This is a genomic window from Streptomyces sp. NPDC050534 (genome assembly GCF_044457745.1).
Lineage (GTDB): Bacteria > Actinomycetota > Actinomycetes > Streptomycetales > Streptomycetaceae > Streptomyces.
The window spans coordinates 58,682-74,544 of record NZ_JBITHF010000004.1 but is presented as its reverse complement, the minus strand read 5'-3'; the positions used below and the strand labels follow the sequence as shown (position 1 = coordinate 74,544).

The 15,863-nt window shown below is 69.9% G+C and carries 12 protein-coding genes and 1 other RNA gene; 6 read left to right on the top strand and 7 right to left on the bottom strand.

Going from position 1 to position 15,863, the window contains the following annotated elements; all coding sequences use genetic code 11:
- Positions 1 to 6: 6 nt before the first annotated feature.
- The 4 genes from ACIBN2_RS14605 to ACIBN2_RS14590 form a co-directional block, all read right to left on the bottom strand.
- Positions 7 to 1,287, bottom strand: a complete 1,281-nt coding sequence (locus ACIBN2_RS14605) for an acyltransferase (protein ID WP_399134697.1) — start codon at positions 1,285 to 1,287, stop codon at positions 7 to 9.
- Entirely contained in the window at positions 1,284 to 3,479 is a 2,196-nt protein-coding gene (locus tag ACIBN2_RS14600; RefSeq protein WP_399134695.1) for a glycosyltransferase, read from the bottom strand. Before ACIBN2_RS14600 ends, ACIBN2_RS14605 begins: the two co-directional genes overlap by 4 nt.
- Positions 3,479 to 4,264: a hypothetical protein gene (locus tag ACIBN2_RS14595; protein WP_399134694.1), complete on the bottom strand. Its 786-nt coding sequence runs from the start codon at positions 4,262 to 4,264 to the stop codon at positions 3,479 to 3,481. Before ACIBN2_RS14595 ends, ACIBN2_RS14600 begins: the two co-directional genes overlap by 1 nt.
- Positions 4,265 to 4,661: 397 nt before the next feature.
- Positions 4,662 to 5,633 carry a LysR family transcriptional regulator gene (locus ACIBN2_RS14590; protein ID WP_399134693.1) on the bottom strand — a complete coding sequence of 324 codons (972 nt, stop codon included), beginning with the start codon at positions 5,631 to 5,633 and terminating at the stop codon, positions 4,662 to 4,664.
- Positions 5,634 to 5,717: 84 nt separating this feature from the next.
- Between ACIBN2_RS14590 and ACIBN2_RS14585 the strand changes: the two genes are divergently transcribed.
- The 6 genes from ACIBN2_RS14585 to ACIBN2_RS14560 all read left to right on the top strand — a co-directional run bounded on the left by ACIBN2_RS14585 (position 5,718) and on the right by ACIBN2_RS14560 (position 13,530).
- The gene (locus ACIBN2_RS14585; protein WP_399134692.1) at positions 5,718 to 7,052 is read left to right on the top strand and encodes an MFS transporter; all 1,335 of its coding nucleotides are present in this window, start codon (positions 5,718 to 5,720) and stop codon (positions 7,050 to 7,052) included.
- Between the two features lie 128 nt (positions 7,053 to 7,180).
- Positions 7,181 to 8,479, top strand: a complete 1,299-nt coding sequence (locus tag ACIBN2_RS14580; RefSeq protein WP_399134691.1) for an ABC transporter substrate-binding protein — start codon at positions 7,181 to 7,183, stop codon at positions 8,477 to 8,479.
- Positions 8,476 to 9,435, top strand: a complete 960-nt coding sequence (locus ACIBN2_RS14575; protein WP_399134690.1) for a carbohydrate ABC transporter permease — start codon at positions 8,476 to 8,478, stop codon at positions 9,433 to 9,435. The genes ACIBN2_RS14580 and ACIBN2_RS14575 overlap by 4 nt, the downstream gene beginning before the upstream one ends.
- The gene (locus ACIBN2_RS14570) at positions 9,432 to 10,256 is read left to right on the top strand and encodes a carbohydrate ABC transporter permease (protein ID WP_399134689.1); all 825 of its coding nucleotides are present in this window, start codon (positions 9,432 to 9,434) and stop codon (positions 10,254 to 10,256) included. The genes ACIBN2_RS14575 and ACIBN2_RS14570 overlap by 4 nt, the downstream gene beginning before the upstream one ends.
- A gap of 11 nt (positions 10,257 to 10,267) precedes the next feature.
- On the top strand, positions 10,268 to 12,520 hold the full coding sequence (yicI, locus tag ACIBN2_RS14565) for an alpha-xylosidase (RefSeq protein ID WP_399134688.1): 2,253 nt from the start codon (positions 10,268 to 10,270) through the stop codon (positions 12,518 to 12,520).
- Positions 12,520 to 13,530: a LacI family DNA-binding transcriptional regulator gene (locus tag ACIBN2_RS14560; protein ID WP_399134687.1), complete on the top strand. Its 1,011-nt coding sequence runs from the start codon at positions 12,520 to 12,522 to the stop codon at positions 13,528 to 13,530. Before yicI ends, ACIBN2_RS14560 begins: the two co-directional genes overlap by 1 nt.
- A gap of 58 nt (positions 13,531 to 13,588) precedes the next feature.
- On the opposite strand, the gene ssrA is transcribed toward ACIBN2_RS14560, so the two are convergent.
- The 3 genes from ssrA to ACIBN2_RS14545 all read right to left on the bottom strand — a co-directional run bounded on the left by ssrA (position 13,589) and on the right by ACIBN2_RS14545 (position 15,825).
- Positions 13,589 to 13,957: a transfer-messenger RNA gene (gene ssrA / locus ACIBN2_RS14555) on the bottom strand.
- 89 nt (positions 13,958 to 14,046) lie between these two features.
- The gene (gene smpB / locus ACIBN2_RS14550; protein ID WP_399135240.1) at positions 14,047 to 14,589 is read right to left on the bottom strand and encodes an SsrA-binding protein SmpB; all 543 of its coding nucleotides are present in this window, start codon (positions 14,587 to 14,589) and stop codon (positions 14,047 to 14,049) included.
- A gap of 57 nt (positions 14,590 to 14,646) precedes the next feature.
- Entirely contained in the window at positions 14,647 to 15,825 is a 1,179-nt protein-coding gene (locus ACIBN2_RS14545) for a S41 family peptidase (protein ID WP_399134686.1), read from the bottom strand.
- Positions 15,826 to 15,863: the final 38 nt, after the last annotated feature.

Sequence of the window (15,863 nt, the reverse complement as noted above, 5' to 3'; positions counted from 1 at the left end):
GACCACTCAGGCCTTGTGCCGGTTCCCGCCCCGCTTCGCCCCGTTCGGCCACAGCCGGGGACTCCGCTTCGCCGCGATGTCCTCGATCCAGCCGAAGGAGATGATCGCCAGGCCGATCAGGGGCCAGACGAGGACGAACATCCAGAGCATGTAGGTGGAGTCGAGGGTCGCGGAGGCCCGTTCGCTCTGCATGAAGGGGAGGTTGTAGGCCTGGTCGATGATCGGGACCGTGGCCATGATCAGCAGGTTGTGCCAGAGGTAGATGGTGACGGCCCGGTTGTTGGCCAGGGTCACCAGCCTGTCCCACTTCGCGAGGCGGCCCGGGAGTTCCTGCCAGGACGGCGAGTACTGGAGCAGGATCACGACGAAGCCGAAGGACCAGGTCGCCTGGGCCAGCGGGATGTCGTTGAGGTCCCAGCCGTCGGGGCCCAGATGGCCCGACGCCCACCACAGGCCGAAGGCCATCACCAACGTCGCGCAGGAGACGGCGACATAGCGCGGGATGCGCTGGAGCATTCCCTCGTGGTGGGCGAAGCCGAGCACCCAGCAGCCGCCGTAGACGGTGAAGTCGGTGATCGCGTTGCCGGTCTCGCCGGGAATGGACACCAGGCCCGTGCCGACGATCGCGGTCAGGCCCAGCGGGGCCAGCAGCGTCGCCCAGGGCACGCGCCGGAACGCCCACAGCAGCAGGGGCGAGGCGACCACGAACCACAGGTACGCCCGCAGGTACCACAGCGGGCCGCACGCCTGCACCGCCCAACTGTCCTCCAGCAGGCCCGACTTGGAGCCCAGGTGCCAGGGGTAGGGCGGAGCGCCGATCGGGACGATGTAGTTGAAGAGGTCGACGATGCCCCAGGTGCCGCCGGTGTCCGGGTCCTTCACCGGGTTGTAGCCGCCCGCGAACATCATCACCAGCACCACCGCGCTGAACGCCCACAGCGGCGGCAGCAGCCTGCGCAGCCTGCCCCGGATCACGCTCGCCGCCGGGCGGCTCAGCGACCGTGCCATCAGCGAACCCGCGAGCGCGAACATCACGCCCATGGAGGGGAACAGCACCGACAGCCAGGCCCAGCCGAACAGGTGGTAGACCACCACGCGGACCAGCGCGATCGAGCGCAGCAGGTCGAGATAGCGGTCCCGGCCCGGCTTCTTCGCAGCAACCGGAGCGGCCGGAGCAGGGGCGGGGGGCGGCGCCCCGGGCCGGGCCGGCCGCTGCTGCTGCTGCTGCTGCGGGACGCCGTACGACGGTGTCGACTCCGGGGTCCCGGTCGTGTATCCGTGGGTCATGCCACGGGCCTCCGATCACTGCTGCGCGTCCGCTGGGACGGCACCGGGCCGCCGGGTGCCTCCACGACACCCGTGCGCCGCAGCTTCTGCCAGCGCAGGCGGCCTCCGGTGAGCGCCGTGATCCAGGACTGGAGCAGCACGACGTACATGAGCTGGCGGTAGAGGATCTGCTGCAACGGCAGCGAGATGAGATGGGTCATGCGTTCGCGGTCGAGGCGGAAGGCGTACGCCGCGCAGACCGCCTGGACGGCCAGCACGCCGAGCCACGCCACGATCGTCTTCTGCGTGGGGCCGAACACGACGCCGTAGATCAGGAAGATGTCGATGAGGGGCGCGAGCAGCGGGGCCACGACCATGAACATCGCGACCAGGGGCAGGCCGACGCGGCCGAAGCGGCCCGAGGGGCCCTTCTCCACGAGCGCCCGCCGGTGCTTCCAGATCGCCTGCATGGTGCCGTACGACCAGCGGTAGCGCTGCGACCACAGCTGCTGGACCGTCTCCGGCGCCTCGGTCCAGGCCCGCGCGTTCTCGGCGTAGACGACGCGCCAGCCGTCGCGGTGCATGGCCATCGTGATGTCGGTGTCCTCGGCGAGCGTGTCGTCGCTCATGCCGCCGACCCGCTCCAGCGCCGAGCGCCGGAAGGCGCCGACCGCGCCCGGGATCGTCGGCATGCAGCGCAGGATGTCGTACATCCGGCGGTCGAGGTTGAATCCCATCACGTACTCGATGTGCTGCCAGGCGCCGATCATCGAGTTCCGGTTGCCGACCTTGGCGTTGCCCGCCACCGCGCCGACCTTCGGGTCGCCGAAGGGCTGCACCAGCTCCCGGACGGTGGCCGGCTCGAAGACGGTGTCGCCGTCCATCATCACGACGATGTCGTGACCGGCGTTCGCCAGGCCGCGGTTGAGGGCGGCCGGCTTGCCCGCGTTCAGCTGGCGGACGACCCGGACGTTCGGCAGGCCCATCGCCTCCACGATGCGCGCCGTGCCGTCACTGGAGCCGTCGTCGACGACGATCACCTCGATCGGGTGCTCGCTCGCCATCAGTGAACGGACCGTGTTCTCGATGCACTTGGCCTCGTTGTACGACGGCACCAGCACCGACACCGGTTCGGTGACCGGCGGCCCCCAGCTGAAGTCCTTGCGGCGTACCCGGCACGCATGGGCCCCCGACAGCAGGAGCATCAGCGCGAAGCGGCCGATGACCGTGGCGCCGATGACCGCGAGGGCGACGGCCATGACGCCGGTGATGTCGTCCGAGGCGCGGACCAGGAAGACCCACGCCTTGCCCTTCCACAGGTCGACGCCGGCGACAGGGGTCAGCGCGCTCGGGGCGTCGAGCGCCTCGGTGAGGTTGTCGAACCGGTAGCCCTTTTCCTGCATCTCGGGCAGGAACCTGTCGAGGGCCTCGACGGTCTGGTGGCGGTCGCCGCCGGAGTCGTGCATCAGCACGATGGCGCCCTTGCCGTCGCGCGGGGTGGCGTTGCTGATGATCTCTTCGACGCCCGGCTTCTGCCAGTCCTCACTGTCGGTGTTGTTGACGACGGTGAGATAGCCCTTGGTGCCGATGTACTCCGTCACCGGCCAGGACTTGTCGTCCATGGCGTCGGCGAAGGAGGAGTACGGCGGGCGGAAGAGCGAGCTGCGGATGCCGGCCGCGCCCGCGAGCGCCAGCTGGTTCTGCGACAGCTCCCAGTCGATACGGCTCTTGGACTGGTAGGAGAGGTCGGGGTGGTTGAAGGTGTGCACGCCCACCTCGTGGCCCTCGTCGACCATGCGCTTGACCAGCTCCGGGTAGCGCGAGGTCATCGTGCCGGTGACGAAGAAGACCGCGTGCGCGTGGTGCTCCTTGAGCACGTCCAGGACCTCGGGGGTCCAGGTCGGGTCGGGGCCGTCGTCGAAGGTGAGGACCAGGCGGTGGTCCGGCACCTTCAGGCTGGTGGTGCGGCCGCTGCGGGTGTCGATGACCGGGCCGCCGTCCAGGATCTTCTCCGGGACCTTCCCGGTGGCGGCCTCCGGCTGGATGCGGTGGTCGGCGAGGATCTCGCTGTGCACGTAGCCGCGCAGCATCAGCATCGCCACCAGGGCGACGAGAAGAAGCATGGGAAGCAGCAGGCGCATGGGCAGGCGGCGGCGCGGGGAGCCGTCACGGGCCGTGGTCGCGGGCCCGTGATGGCGGGTGCGGGATGCCATCAGAGGGTGTTCTCCGGGGACGGTGCGTAGGAGGCGAGGGGCGTGGCCGGGCCCTCGGCGACGGGTGAGGGATCACCGGCGCCGTTGGCCACCGGGACGTTGCCGCCCGAGCCGTCGACCGGGGTCTCGGTGGGCGCGACGGTGCTCTCGGTGGGGGTCGGGTCGGGAGTGGCCGGCTTCGTCGTCTCGGCCGGCGTCGACGGTTTCGGGTCACCCAGGCCGGACGTCGGCTTGCTGGTGGACGTGGTCGGCTTCGCGTCGGGAGCGGTGGAGGCACCCGGCTTGGTGGGGGCGGCGGACGCGCCCCGGGACGCGACGCTCGCGCCCGGCGACGGCGTCGTGCCGACACCGGCCGTCGGCGCCGAACCGGCCGGCAGACCGGCGGTGCCGGAGGGCACCGACGGGACGTCGGGACTCGAGGTGGGCTCGACCCGGCCGGCCGGCTTCTCGTCCTTCTGGCCCGGTACCGGAAGCCACGGCGCGTCGGAGCTGCCGGAGAGCAACGTGGCGACGATGACCACGGCGTAGACCGCGCAGGCGATGCCGATGGCTATGCCCAGCCGGCGGAAGCGGCGGCTGCGGCGGCCCGACTCGTCGACGAAGACCGGCCCGTCGGAGCCCTCGGAGCCGCCGCGCGGTTCGCCGGCGGCCGTGTGCAGCCGGGCGTCCTGCAGGCTCACGGCGTCGAGCTGGACGGTCACCTCGTGCGGATCGTGGGAGTGGGCGGTCTCGGCCACCGGTTCCCACGGGTCACGCAGACCGGCGGCCCGGTCGTGCCCGGCCACGGCTGCGGAGCCGCCGGCCAGCACCTCCGTGCTGCCGGTCCGTACCTGGGTCCGGTCGGGATCGGTGAAGTCCCCACGCCCGGGATCGGCGAAGTCCCCACGAGAGACTCCGCTTGTCCTGGTGTCCGGAAACGACTGAGTGGCCGACTTCCCTCTGACTTCCCCCGACGTCGGGATGACCTGGGTCCCTGATGCAGGCTCAGGCCACTCCAGTTGGGCGTCTTTCCGCCACTTTTTCACGTGCACGCAGATCCCCCCACGGGACTGTTCCGGGTGCGCGTGCGACTCGAGCACCCGTCGACCGAACCCAGCCCCCACTGGATTCGAGCGCCCCCTTTACCACAATGTGCTCAGACGAAGAATGTAGCGCACGGGTGGGTCCTGTGTTGGCCACGTGTCAATTAGAGGGATGAATAACGGCAGCATCGGTGGCTGGAAACCACCCATCAGTGGGTATCCGAAGCCACCCTTCGGCCGCCGACAACTCGCGCGCGGCCCGTCGAAGCGCATCGAATCCGGGGTGGACCAGGCCCTTCCGCCACACAAGCGACACGGGCGACAAAGGAACCGGGTCCACCAGGGGCCGCTTGATCGTCCCGGGCATGGCCGGAAAATCCACCACGGCCAGAATCGGGTTCCGCAGCTTGGCCATGATCCGCTGGAACTCCTCGTCCCCGACGGCCAGCGGAACGGGTGGCGCGACTTCGATGCCATGACCGTCGAACAGCCGCCGCGCCAGATCGGTCCACTCCGTCGTCCGCGGGTTCCCGGCACCCGCGTACACCGTCTCCCCCGCGAGCGCGGCGAGCGGCACCGCCTCCAGCGAGGCCAGCGGGTGGTCCCCGGGCAGCACGATCGCCATCGGCTCGTACCGCACGAGCTGGTGCTCGAGCCCGGCCCGCAGCGCCGGTCCGAGGCCGGCGAAACGCCCGAAGGACGCGTCCAGCCGGCCCGCGAGCAGCTCGCCGGCGGCGCCCGTCAGCCCGCTCTCGTAGCGGGCCATCAGCTCCTGGTCGGGGGCGAGTTCCCGGGCCCGGTGCAGTACGCGGCGCGCGGTCACCTGGTCCCGGTAGTTGAGGTCGACCAGCAGGGGCCGGGCCTGCCCGAGGGCGGCGAGCAGCGCGTCCTGCGCGTCCAGCACCCGCCGCGCGTACGGCAGCAGCCGCTCGCCGTCGAACGTCAGCGCCACCTGCCGGGTGGAGCGCACGAACAGATCGGTGCCCAGCTCCCGCTCCAGCCGCCGCACGTCCCGGCTGAGCGCCTGCTGGGCGACGTAGAGCCGGGCGGCGGCGCGGGTGAAGTGCAGTTCCTCGGCGACGGTGACGAAGGCGCGCAGGAGGCGGGGATCGAGGTGACCGGACGCCGGCATCCGGCGAACTTACAACAGGAGTGCGTCAATCGGTACGCAGAAGGTGTTGGACCCCTTGATCGGGTACGGGCGACGGTGGTGGCCATGCCGCAGCCGACGCCCCGGAAAGACCCGTCCCGGAAAGACCCGTCCCGGACAGACCCCCTGTTCACCGTCACCGCCGACACCCTCGTCGCCGTCGACTTCCGCCCCCGTACCGGCAACCGCCCACCCGGCCCCTACCGCCGCCTCTTCACCGTCCCCGGCGCCCGCGCCTTCACCGCGGGCAACCTCCTGGCCCGCCTGCCCATGGGCATGTTCAGCGTCAGCGCCGTCGTGATGATCGCCGGGGCGCGCGGCTCGTACGCACTCGCCGGAGCCGTCACCGCGACCGGCCTCGCGGCGACCGCGGTGGTGGCGCCGTGGACCGCGCGGCTCGTCGACCGGTACGGCCAGGCGCGGATCGCCGTACCGGCGACGGCCCTCGCCGTGCTCGGCTCCCTCGCCCTCGCCCTGTGCGTGCACCTGCACGCCCCCGCCTGGACCCTGTTCGCCTCGTACGCCGCGACCGCCACGACCCCGAACACCGGCGGCATGTCCCGCGCCCGCTGGGCCCATCTGCTGAAGGGCGACGACCGCGCGCTGCACACCGCGAACTCCTTCGAACAGGCCGCCGACGAAATGTGCTTCATGCTGGGCCCGGTGCTCGCGGCCCTCCTGTGCGGCACGTTCTTCCCGGAGGCGGGCACGCTGGCCGGGGCGGTGCTGCTGCTGACCGGCATGCTGCTGTTCGCCGCGCAGCGTTCGACCGAGCCGCCGGTGCGGCGGCCCGGCGGCGGTGCCGGGTCCCCTTTCCGCGCGCCCGGGATGCCCCCGCTGCTCGCCGTCTGTCTCGCGACGGGCGCGGTGTTCGGCTCCATGGAGGTCGTCGCGATCGCCTTCGCGGACGCGCAGGGGCACCGCTCGGCGGCGGGCGTCGTGCTCGCGCTGCAGGCGGCCGGCTCGTGCGCGGCGGGTCTGCTGTTCGGCGCGCTGCCGCTGACCGGCCCCGCGTCCGCGCGGCTGCCGTGGTGCGTCGCGGCGATGACGGCCGTGCTGACCCTCCCCCTCCTCGCCGCCTCCCTCACCGGTTCGCTCCCACTGCTCGCGGTTGCCCTGCTCATCGCCGGCATGGCGACCGCCCCGACCATGGTCACGACCATGACGCTGGTGCAGCGGCGCACCCCCGAGGGCCGCCTGAACGAGGGCATGACGCTCGCCGTCACCGGCCTGCTCGGCGGCATCGCCTGCGGCTCCGCGACCGGCGGCTGGACGGTCGACCACCTGTCGCCGGCGGCCGGGTTCGGGGTGCCCGCGACGGCGGCGGCCGTGGCGCTGATGATCGCCCTGGCCCAGCGCATCCACACGGTTACGGACAGGAATTCCCGTCCGATGCATTGACGGACCCGCAGCCCCCACCTACCTTCGCCCGTCGAAGCGCTTCGACGTCACGCATCGAATCGATTCGACACGAGGGCAGGATCGCCGCGTGGCGCTCTGATACCTGTCCGGCTCTCCTGGAGGCAGGGATGTTGACGGCACGAAGGCGTGTGATGACGATCACGGCCACGATCCTGGGCGGATCGCTGGTCATGGCGGGTTGCGGCGGCTCGGACGGAGGCTCGTCCTCCGACGCCAAGACGCTCAAGCTCTGGCACTACGAAGGCCCCGACAGCGCGATGGGCGTGGCCTGGAACGAGGCGATCAAGGAGTTCGAGGCGAAGCATCCGGGCGTGAAGGTGAAGTTCGAGGAGAAGGGCTTCGAACAGATCCAGAAGACCGCGCCCATGATCCTCAACTCCTCGGACGCGCCCGACCTCATGGAGTACAACAAGGGCAACGCGACCGCGGGCCAGCTCGCCAAGCAGGGCCTGCTGACCGATCTGACCGCCGAGGCGACCAAGCGCGGCTGGGACAAGAAGCTCAGCGCGGGCGTGGCCACGACCAGCCGGTACGACACGAACGGGGTCATGGGCTCCGGCAAGTGGTACGGCGTGCCCAACTACGCCGAGTACACGATGGTCTACTACAACAAGGACCTCTTCAAGAAGTACGGGATCACCGAACCGAAGACGTTCGACCAGCTCACGGCTGCCATGGACGCCTTCGTGAAGAAAGGCGTCACCCCGCTCGCCAACGCCGGCGCCGAGTACATGGCGCAGCAGTACCTGTACCAGCTCGCCCTCTCCAAGGCCGACCGCTCGTGGGTCGACAAGTACGAGCTGTACAAGGGGAAGACGGACTTCCACGACGCGGCCTGGACGTACGGCGCGACCACCTTCGCGGACTGGGTGAAGAAGGGCTACATCAGCAAGAAGTCCACCAGCACCAAGGCCGAGGACGCGGGCGTGTCCTTCATCCAGGGCAAGGCACCGATCCTGTTCTCCGGCAGCTGGTGGTACGGCCGCTTCCAGTCGGAGGCGAAGTTCGACTGGGACTCCTCCCTGTGGCCCGGCTCGAACCTGACCCCGGGCTCCGGCGGCAACCTGTGGGTGGTCCCCAAGAACGCCAAGAACAAGGACCTCGCCTACGACTTCATCGACATCACCATGTCGAAGAAGATCCAGAACCTGCTCGGCAACAAGGGCGGCATCCCGGTCGCGGCCGACACGAGCGCCATCACCGACCCGAAGTCCAAGGAGCTGATCTCCGACTTCAACACCGTCAGCGGGCGGGACGGGCTCGCCTTCTACCCGGACTGGCCGGTCAACGGCTTCTACGACGTCCTGGTCTCCGAGACGCAGAAGCTGATGACGGGCAGCGAGAAGCCGGACGCGTACCTCGACGCGCTCCAGCAGGCGTACGACAAGGGCGCGCCGAAGCAATGACAGTGACCGTCGAACAGGGCACGCGGGCCGTCGGCAAGCAGCCGGCCGCCGGCCCGCGCCGCCCCCGTGAGCGCGACTCGTACGCCCTCTTCCTGCTGCCCGGCTTCCTCGCGTTCCTGGCGATCGTCATCGTCCCGTTCCTGATGAACACGGGCGTGAGCTTCACCGAGTGGCAGGGCATCGGCAGCCCGAAGTGGACCGGGCTCGCCAACTACCGCGAGCTGATGGACGACGCGGAGTTCTGGGCCTCCTTCCGGCACAGCCTGTTCATGGTCGTCGCCATGGCGGCCGCACCGACCGTGATCGGCCTGGTCCTCGCCGCCGCCCTGTTCGACTACGTCGGCAAGCACTTCGGGTCGCGGTGGGCCGCGGTGCTGCGCGCCTGCTTCTATCTCCCGCAGGTGCTGCCGATCGCGGTCGCCGGCATCGTCTGGAGCTGGATCCTCGCGCCGGACAACGGCTCGCTCAACGAGCTGCTGAAGGCAGTGGGTCTGGGGTCCTGGCAGCAGGACTGGCTCGGCGACCCGGACATCGCGCTCTACAGCGTGATGGGCGTGATGGTCTGGGTGCAGATCGGCTTCCCGCTGGTCGTCTTCATGGCCGGACTCCAGCGCGTGGACCCGCAGTTGTACGAGGCGGCCGAGCTGGACGGCGCCGGCTGGTGGCGCCGCTTCTGGCACATCACGCTGCCGCAGATCCGCCCGGAGATCTACGTCGTCCTGACCTGGTGCACCATCGCCGCGCTCAAGGTGTTCGGCGCGGTGTACGTCCTGACCAAGGGCGGCCCGGGCGGCGCCACCGACGTGCCCTCCTACTTCTCCTTCTCCACCTTCTTCGAGAAGACCCAGGTCGGCTACGGCGCCGCGATCTCCACGATCCTCACCGTGATCATCCTGGTCCTCTCCCTGGTCCTGCTCAAGCTCCAGACCCGCAGCGAGGAAGGGGACCGCGCATGACGACCGCCCTGCGCCGCTACCCGGTGCTGATCGCCCTGTGCATCGCCGCCCTGTTCATGGTCGTCCCGTTCCTGATCGTCGCGGTCAACGCGGTCAAGTCGCCCACCGAGTACTCGCAGAACGGCCCGCTCAGCCTCCCCGACGGCCTCTACCTGGACGGTCTCAAGGACTTCTGGCAGCGCGTCGACTACAGCCAGAAGCTGGTCAACTCCGTGCTGATCAGCGGCTCGGTGGCCGTCCTCGCGGCCGTCCTGTCGGTCCTGAACGCGTACGCGATCGGCATCGGCAGGATCAAGGGCCGCACCTGGGTCCTGGCCTTCTTCGTCCTCGCCAACATGCTGCCGCAGGAGGCGCTGGTCTACCCGATCTACTACCTGAGCAAGCAAGTCGGCCTGTACGACACGAGGTTGAGCGTCATCATCGTCTTCACGGTGATCCAGGCGGCCTTCGGCACGTACCTGCTCTCGTCCGTCCTGGGCCAGTTCCCGCGGGAGATCATCGAGGCGGCCAGGATCGACGGCGCGAACAAGTGGCAGGTGCTGTGGCGGATCGTCGTCCCCGTCAGCCGCCCCACCATCGGCGTGCTGCTGGTCTTCTTCTTCATCTGGACCTGGAACGAGTTCCTGCTCCCCCTGGTCATGCTGATCTCCAACGACAACCAGACGGTGTCGGTGGCCCTCGGCGTCCTCCAGGGCCAGCGCCTGATGGACGCGACGATGACCAACGCGGCCGCCCTGCTCGGCGTCCTGCCCGCGATCGTCTTCTTCCTCGTCTTCCAGCGGACCCTCACCCGCGGCATCGCCGTGGGTGCAGTCAAGTAAGGACTCCCCACGTGAAGTTCTCCGATGGTTACTGGCTGCTGCGCGAGGGCGTCACCGCGGCCCATCCGGTCGAGGTCCTCGACGTCGAGGCGCCGGAAGGCACGCTGGAGATCCACGCGCCGACGCAGCCCATCCGGCACCGCGGCGACCTGCTGAAGGGACCGGTCGTGACGATCAGCGCCAGCGCTCCGATGCCCGACGTCATCGGGGTCACCTTCACCCACTTCGAGGGCGAGCAGCCGCGCGGACCGGAATTCGACGTCCTGCGGGAGGAGTTCTCGCCGCACATCTCCTACGACGAGGAGCGCGCGACCCTCACCTCCGGCGCGCTGTCGCTGAAGCTGGCCCGCACGGGCACCTGGCACCTGGACTTCCTCGCGCACGGCCGGGTCCTGACCTCCAGCGGCCCCAAGGGCATGGGCATCATGCGGGACTCGGCCACCGGGGGCCACTACCTGCGCGAGCAGCTCGGCCTGACGGTCGGCACCTCCGTCTACGGCCTCGGCGAACGCTTCGGCCCGCTGGTCAAGAACGGCCAGGTCGTCGACATCTGGAACGCCGACGGGGGCACGGCCACCGAACAGGCCTACAAGAACGTCCCCTTCTATCTGACGGACGCCGGCTACGGCGTCTTCGTCGACCACCCCGGCAAGGTCTCCTTCGAGGTCGGCTCGGAGGCGGTGTCGCGGGTCCAGTTCAGCGCCGAGACACAGGAGTTGACGTACTACGTCATCTACGGGCCCAGCCCGAAGGAGATCCTGCGCAAGTACACGGCCCTCACCGGCCGCCCGGCCCTGCCGCCCGCCTGGTCGTTCGGCCTGTGGCTGTCGACCTCCTTCACCACCTCGTACGACGAGGAGACGGTGACCTCCTTCATCGAGGGCATGCGCGAGCGTGAACTGCCGCTATCCGTCTTCCACTTCGACTGCTTCTGGATGCGTGAGTTCAACTGGTGCGACTTCCAGTGGGACCCGCGGGTGTTCCCCGACCCGGAGGGCATGCTGGCCCGGCTGAAGGAGCGCGGCCTGCACATCAGCGTGTGGATCAACCCCTACATCGCCCAGCGCTCACCGCTGTTCGCGGAGGGCAAGGCGCTCGGGCATCTGCTGAGACGGCCGGACGGCAGCGTCTGGCAGTGGGACATGTGGCAACCAGGCATGGCACTGGTCGACTTCACCAGCCCGGCGGCCCGCGACTGGTACGCGGCCAAACTGGAGGCGCTGCTCGCGCAGGGCGTCGACTGCTTCAAGACCGACTTCGGCGAGCGGGTGCCGGTCGACGTGGCGTGGTCCGACGGCGCCGATCCGGAGCGGATGCACAACTACTACACCTACCTCTACAACCGCACCGTCTTCGACGTGCTGCGCAAGCACCGGGGCGAGGGCGAGGCCGTGCTCTTCGCCCGGTCGGCGACGACCGGCAGCCAGCGGTTCCCCGTGCACTGGGGCGGCGACTGCGAGGCGACGTACGAGTCGATGGCCGAGTCGCTGCGAGGCGGACTCTCGCTCGGCCTGTCGGGCTTCGGCTACTGGAGCCACGACATCGGCGGCTTCGAGGGCACCCCGACACCGGAGCTGTTCAAGCGCTGGATCGCCTTCGGCCTGCTGTCCTCGCACAGCCGGCTGCACGGCAGCTCCTCCTACCGGGTGCCGTGGCTCTTCGACGACGAGTCGGTAGAGGTGCTGCGGCTGTTCACCCGGCTGAAGCTGCGGCTCATGCCGTATCTGTACGAGGCCGCGCGCACCGCCCACGCCGAGGGCCTGCCGATGATGCGGGCGATGGTGCTGGAGTTCCCGGACGACCCCGCGTGCGCCCATCTGGAACGGCAGTACATGCTGGGCCCGGACCTGCTGGTCGCGCCGGTCTTCGACGACGACGGGGACGTCTCCTACTACGTGCCCGAGGGCACCTGGACCCACTACCTCGGCGGACGGACGGTGACCGGGCCCCGCTGGGTGCGCGAGCGGCACGGGTTCCTCAGCGTTCCGCTGCTGGTCAGGCCGGGTGCGGTGATCCCGATGGGAGCGGTGGAGGACCGGCCCGACTACGACTTCGCGGACGGCGTGACGCTGCGGGCCTACGGACTGGAGCGGGGCGCGCAGGTGACGGTGGAGGTGGGCGACGTGACCTTCACCGTCGTACGCGAAGGGGACACGCTGCGGGCCTCGTGCAGTGATCCGGCGGCGGCGTGGGCACTGGCGGCCGGGGAGCGGACGGCGCGGGCGCAGGCGGGCACCGGATTCCTCTCCCTGGAGCTGGGCTGATGGTGAAGATCACCGATGTGGCGCGGCAGGCCGGGGTCTCCCCGAGCACCGTCTCCTACGCGCTGAGCGGCAAGCGCCCGATCTCCGAGGAGACCCGGCGGCGGGTGGCGGAGGCCATCCGCGAGCTGGGCTACCGGCCGCACGCGGGCGCCCGGGCGCTGGCCAGCAGCCGCTCGAACGTCCTGGCACTCGTGGTCCCCTTACGGGCCGGCATCCATGTGCCGGTGGTGATGCAGTTCGCGGTGTCGGTGGTGACGACGGCGCGCCGCTACGACCACGACGTCCTGCTCCTCACCCAGGAGGAGGGCGACGACGGTCTGCGCCGGGTCGCCGACACGGCGCTGGTGGACGCGCTGATCGTGATGGACGTCCAACTGCACGATGCCCGGCTGGGGTTGCTGCGCTCGCTGGAGAGGCCGTCGGTGATGATCGGCTTCCCCGCCGAGGCCACCGGTCTGACCTGCATCGACCTCGACTTCATGGCGGCGGGCGAGGCGTGTGTGGAGCATCTGGCACGGCTCGGGCACCGGACGTTGGCGCTGGTGGGGTCGCCGCCGGAGGTGTATCTGCGGCAGACCGCGTTCGCCCAGCGGGTGGTGCAGGGGTTCACGGCCGCCGCGGACCGCAGCGGGCTGGCCTCCTCGGTGCATCCGTGCGAGGCGTCGCCCGCGGCCGCCCGTCTGGTCGCCGAGCAACTGCTGCGCGAGCAGCCCGCGTTGACCGGCGTCGTCGTCCACAACGAGCCGATCGTGGAGCCGCTGATCGACGCCTTCGAGCAACTGGGCCTGCGTGTGCCCGGTGATCTCTCCGTCACCGCGATCTGCCCGGACGAGCTCGCCGAGTCCGTCCGGGTCCCCGTCACCTCCGTCTCCCTGCCCTCGGCTGAAGTGGGCGAACGGGCGGTGCAGCTGCTGATGAAGAAGCTGGGCGGCGGCGCCGTGCCCGAGGCCACGCTGCTGCCGCCGAGGCTGACGGAACGGGCGAGCACGGCGCCGCGGACCCTTGCGTGAGGGACCGTGAACACGACGAAGGCCCGGTGGTCTGGGACCACCGGGCCTTCAACATGAGGAGTGGAGATGGCGGGAATCGAACCCGCGTCCAACGGTGCTGAATCAGGGCTTCTCCGTGTGCAGTTCGCTGTGATTTTCTCGGCCCCGGCGATCACGCGAACAAGTCGCCGACGGGCCCAGTCACTGTTGGATTTCCCTCTTCACCCCGTGACCGGGATCAAGGTTTAGTTCCCTAGCTGATGCCAGGATCCGGGTCGGGAACAGCCCCGGGCTGACACTTCGCAAGTCGCTACTTAGGCAGCGAGGGCGAAGGAATCGCGCTTGGTGTTGGCGATTATTTTTTGCGACATATGGTTTACGAGATCATTGCCGCTTCCTCGACACGCTTCCCCTGCTTCGACAGCCGCTGTCGAAACCGATCATCCCCATGTTGTGTTTTCAATGCGTGCACCCTGCTCGGGGTGCGTTGCCATTGTACGTGAACAGCGCACACGGATGCCACCGTATTCCCCGGGGCTACCCGCCCCGCTGCCTGCGCTTCGCCGCGGCGATCGCGCGGTCCGACTCCCGCCGGTCCTGCTGCTCGCGCAGGGTCTGGCGCTTGTCGTACTCCTTCTTGCCTCGCGCCAGCGCGATCTCGGCCTTCGCCCGGCCGTCCTTGAAGTACAGGGCGAGGGGCACGATCGTGTGACCCGTCTCCTGCGTCTTGGCCGCCAGCTTGTCGATCTCCTCGCGGTGCAGGAGCAGCTTGCGCTTGCGGCGCGCGGAGTGGTTGGTCCAGCTGCCCTGGTGGTACTCGGGGATGTGGGCGTTGTGCAGCCACGCCTCACCCCGGTCGATCTGGACGAAGCCGTCGGTCAGCGAGGTCCGTCCCTCACGCAGCGACTTGACCTCGGTACCGGTCAGGACGAGACCGGCCTCGTAGGTGTCGATGATGGCGTAGTCGTGGCGGGCCTTCTTGTTCTGCGCGACGATCTTGCGCTTGCCGCCCTTCTCGCCGTCCTTGGACTTGGCGGCGCCCCCGCCCTTCTTGGGCTGGGCCTCCTTGGGTACGTACATTCCCTTGCTCATAGTGCCGTCCATTTTCGCACTACGGAGGGGGGTGCGGACCAGCCGTTATTCGGAGTCGCCCACACCGGCCAGTACGGTCTCGGCCCGGTCGACGGCCTTCTGGCCCTGAGCGGTGACGTCGAGGTCGGGCGTGATGCCGTGCCCGTCGACGCTGCGGCCGGAGGGGGTGCGGTAGTGCCCGACGGTCAGCTCGGCGACGGAGCCGCCGGGGAGCTTGCTCGGCATCTGCACCGAGCCCTTGCCGAAGGTGCGGGAGCCCACGACGACCGCGCGCCCGCGGTCCTGGAGGGCGCCGGTGAGCAGCTCGGCCGCGCTCATCGTCCCGCCGTCGACGAGCGCGACCAGCGGTCTGGCGGTGTCCCCGCCGGGGTCGGCGTGCAGCACCTGCTGCTCGCCGTTGACGTCGTAGGTGGCGACGAGGCCGCCGTCCAGGAAGGCGGAGGCGGTGGTCACGGCCTCGGTGACCAGGCCGCCGGAGTTGCCGCGCAGGTCGAGGATGATCCCGGCGCCGACCGGGACCTGCCGAACGGCGGCCCGGACGACCTCGCCGGAGCCCTTGGTGAACGCGGCGATCTTGATGACGGTGACCCCGCCGGCCAGCTTGCTGACGCTGACCGAGTCCGTGGACAGCAGCGCCCGGCGCACCGTCTCGGTCCACGCGCGCGTGCCGCGCTGGAGGCCGAGCCGGACCGCCGTGCCGGCGGGCGCGTCCTGGGCGTCGCCGCGCAGCAGGGAGACGACCTCGGTGACCGGCCGCCCGTCGGCCTTCTTTCCGTCGATGCTGCGCAGCCGGTCGCCCGCGCGGATCCCGGCGGCCGCCGCGGGCGAGCCGGAGGCGACCTTCGTCACCTCGATCAGGCCGTCCCGCTCACGCCGCGCCCACAGGCCGACGCCGGTGTACTGGCCGTCGAGGGCCTCCTCGAACTCCTCGTAGTCCCCTTGGGAGTAGACGGCTCCCCAGCGGTCCCCGCTGCGGCTGACCGCGCGCTCGGCGGCCTCCATCGGGGACTTGCCGTCGGCCATGGCCTCCTGGGCCGCCTTGGCCACGTCCTCGTGATGACCGGCGGGGACGGCCGAACGGGCCTCGCCCGCCGCGGATTTCCGGTCGGACTCGGGGAAGGAGCCGGTCGCGGCGCCGGCGACCAGCACACTCGCGAAGACCAATGTCAGGGCGGCCCCGCGGCGGAGACGGCGGGGCTGGGCCAACAGGTCGCGACCTGACATGCCGGTGAGTCTAGGACAACACGAAGGGCCGTACGGCC

What these genes read in the sequence shown, in the direction of transcription:
- ACIBN2_RS14605 (WP_399134697.1), bottom strand. Translation starts at nt 1,287, where the DNA reads ATGACCCACGGATACACGACCGGGACCCCGGAGTCGACACCGTCGTAC.
- ACIBN2_RS14600 (WP_399134695.1), bottom strand. Translation starts at nt 3,479, where the DNA reads ATGGCATCCCGCACCCGCCATCACGGGCCCGCGACCACGGCCCGTGAC.
- ACIBN2_RS14590 (WP_399134693.1), bottom strand. Translation starts at nt 5,633, where the DNA reads ATGCCGGCGTCCGGTCACCTCGATCCCCGCCTCCTGCGCGCCTTCGTC.
- ACIBN2_RS14585 (WP_399134692.1), top strand. Translation starts at nt 5,718, where the DNA reads ATGCCGCAGCCGACGCCCCGGAAAGACCCGTCCCGGAAAGACCCGTCC.
- ACIBN2_RS14580 (WP_399134691.1), top strand. Translation starts at nt 7,181, where the DNA reads ATGTTGACGGCACGAAGGCGTGTGATGACGATCACGGCCACGATCCTG.
- ACIBN2_RS14575 (WP_399134690.1), top strand. Translation starts at nt 8,476, where the DNA reads ATGACAGTGACCGTCGAACAGGGCACGCGGGCCGTCGGCAAGCAGCCG.
- ACIBN2_RS14570 (WP_399134689.1), top strand. Translation starts at nt 9,432, where the DNA reads ATGACGACCGCCCTGCGCCGCTACCCGGTGCTGATCGCCCTGTGCATC.
- ACIBN2_RS14560 (WP_399134687.1), top strand. Translation starts at nt 12,520, where the DNA reads ATGGTGAAGATCACCGATGTGGCGCGGCAGGCCGGGGTCTCCCCGAGC.
- smpB (WP_399135240.1), bottom strand. Translation starts at nt 14,589, where the DNA reads ATGTACGTACCCAAGGAGGCCCAGCCCAAGAAGGGCGGGGGCGCCGCC.
- ACIBN2_RS14545 (WP_399134686.1), bottom strand. Translation starts at nt 15,825, where the DNA reads ATGTCAGGTCGCGACCTGTTGGCCCAGCCCCGCCGTCTCCGCCGCGGG.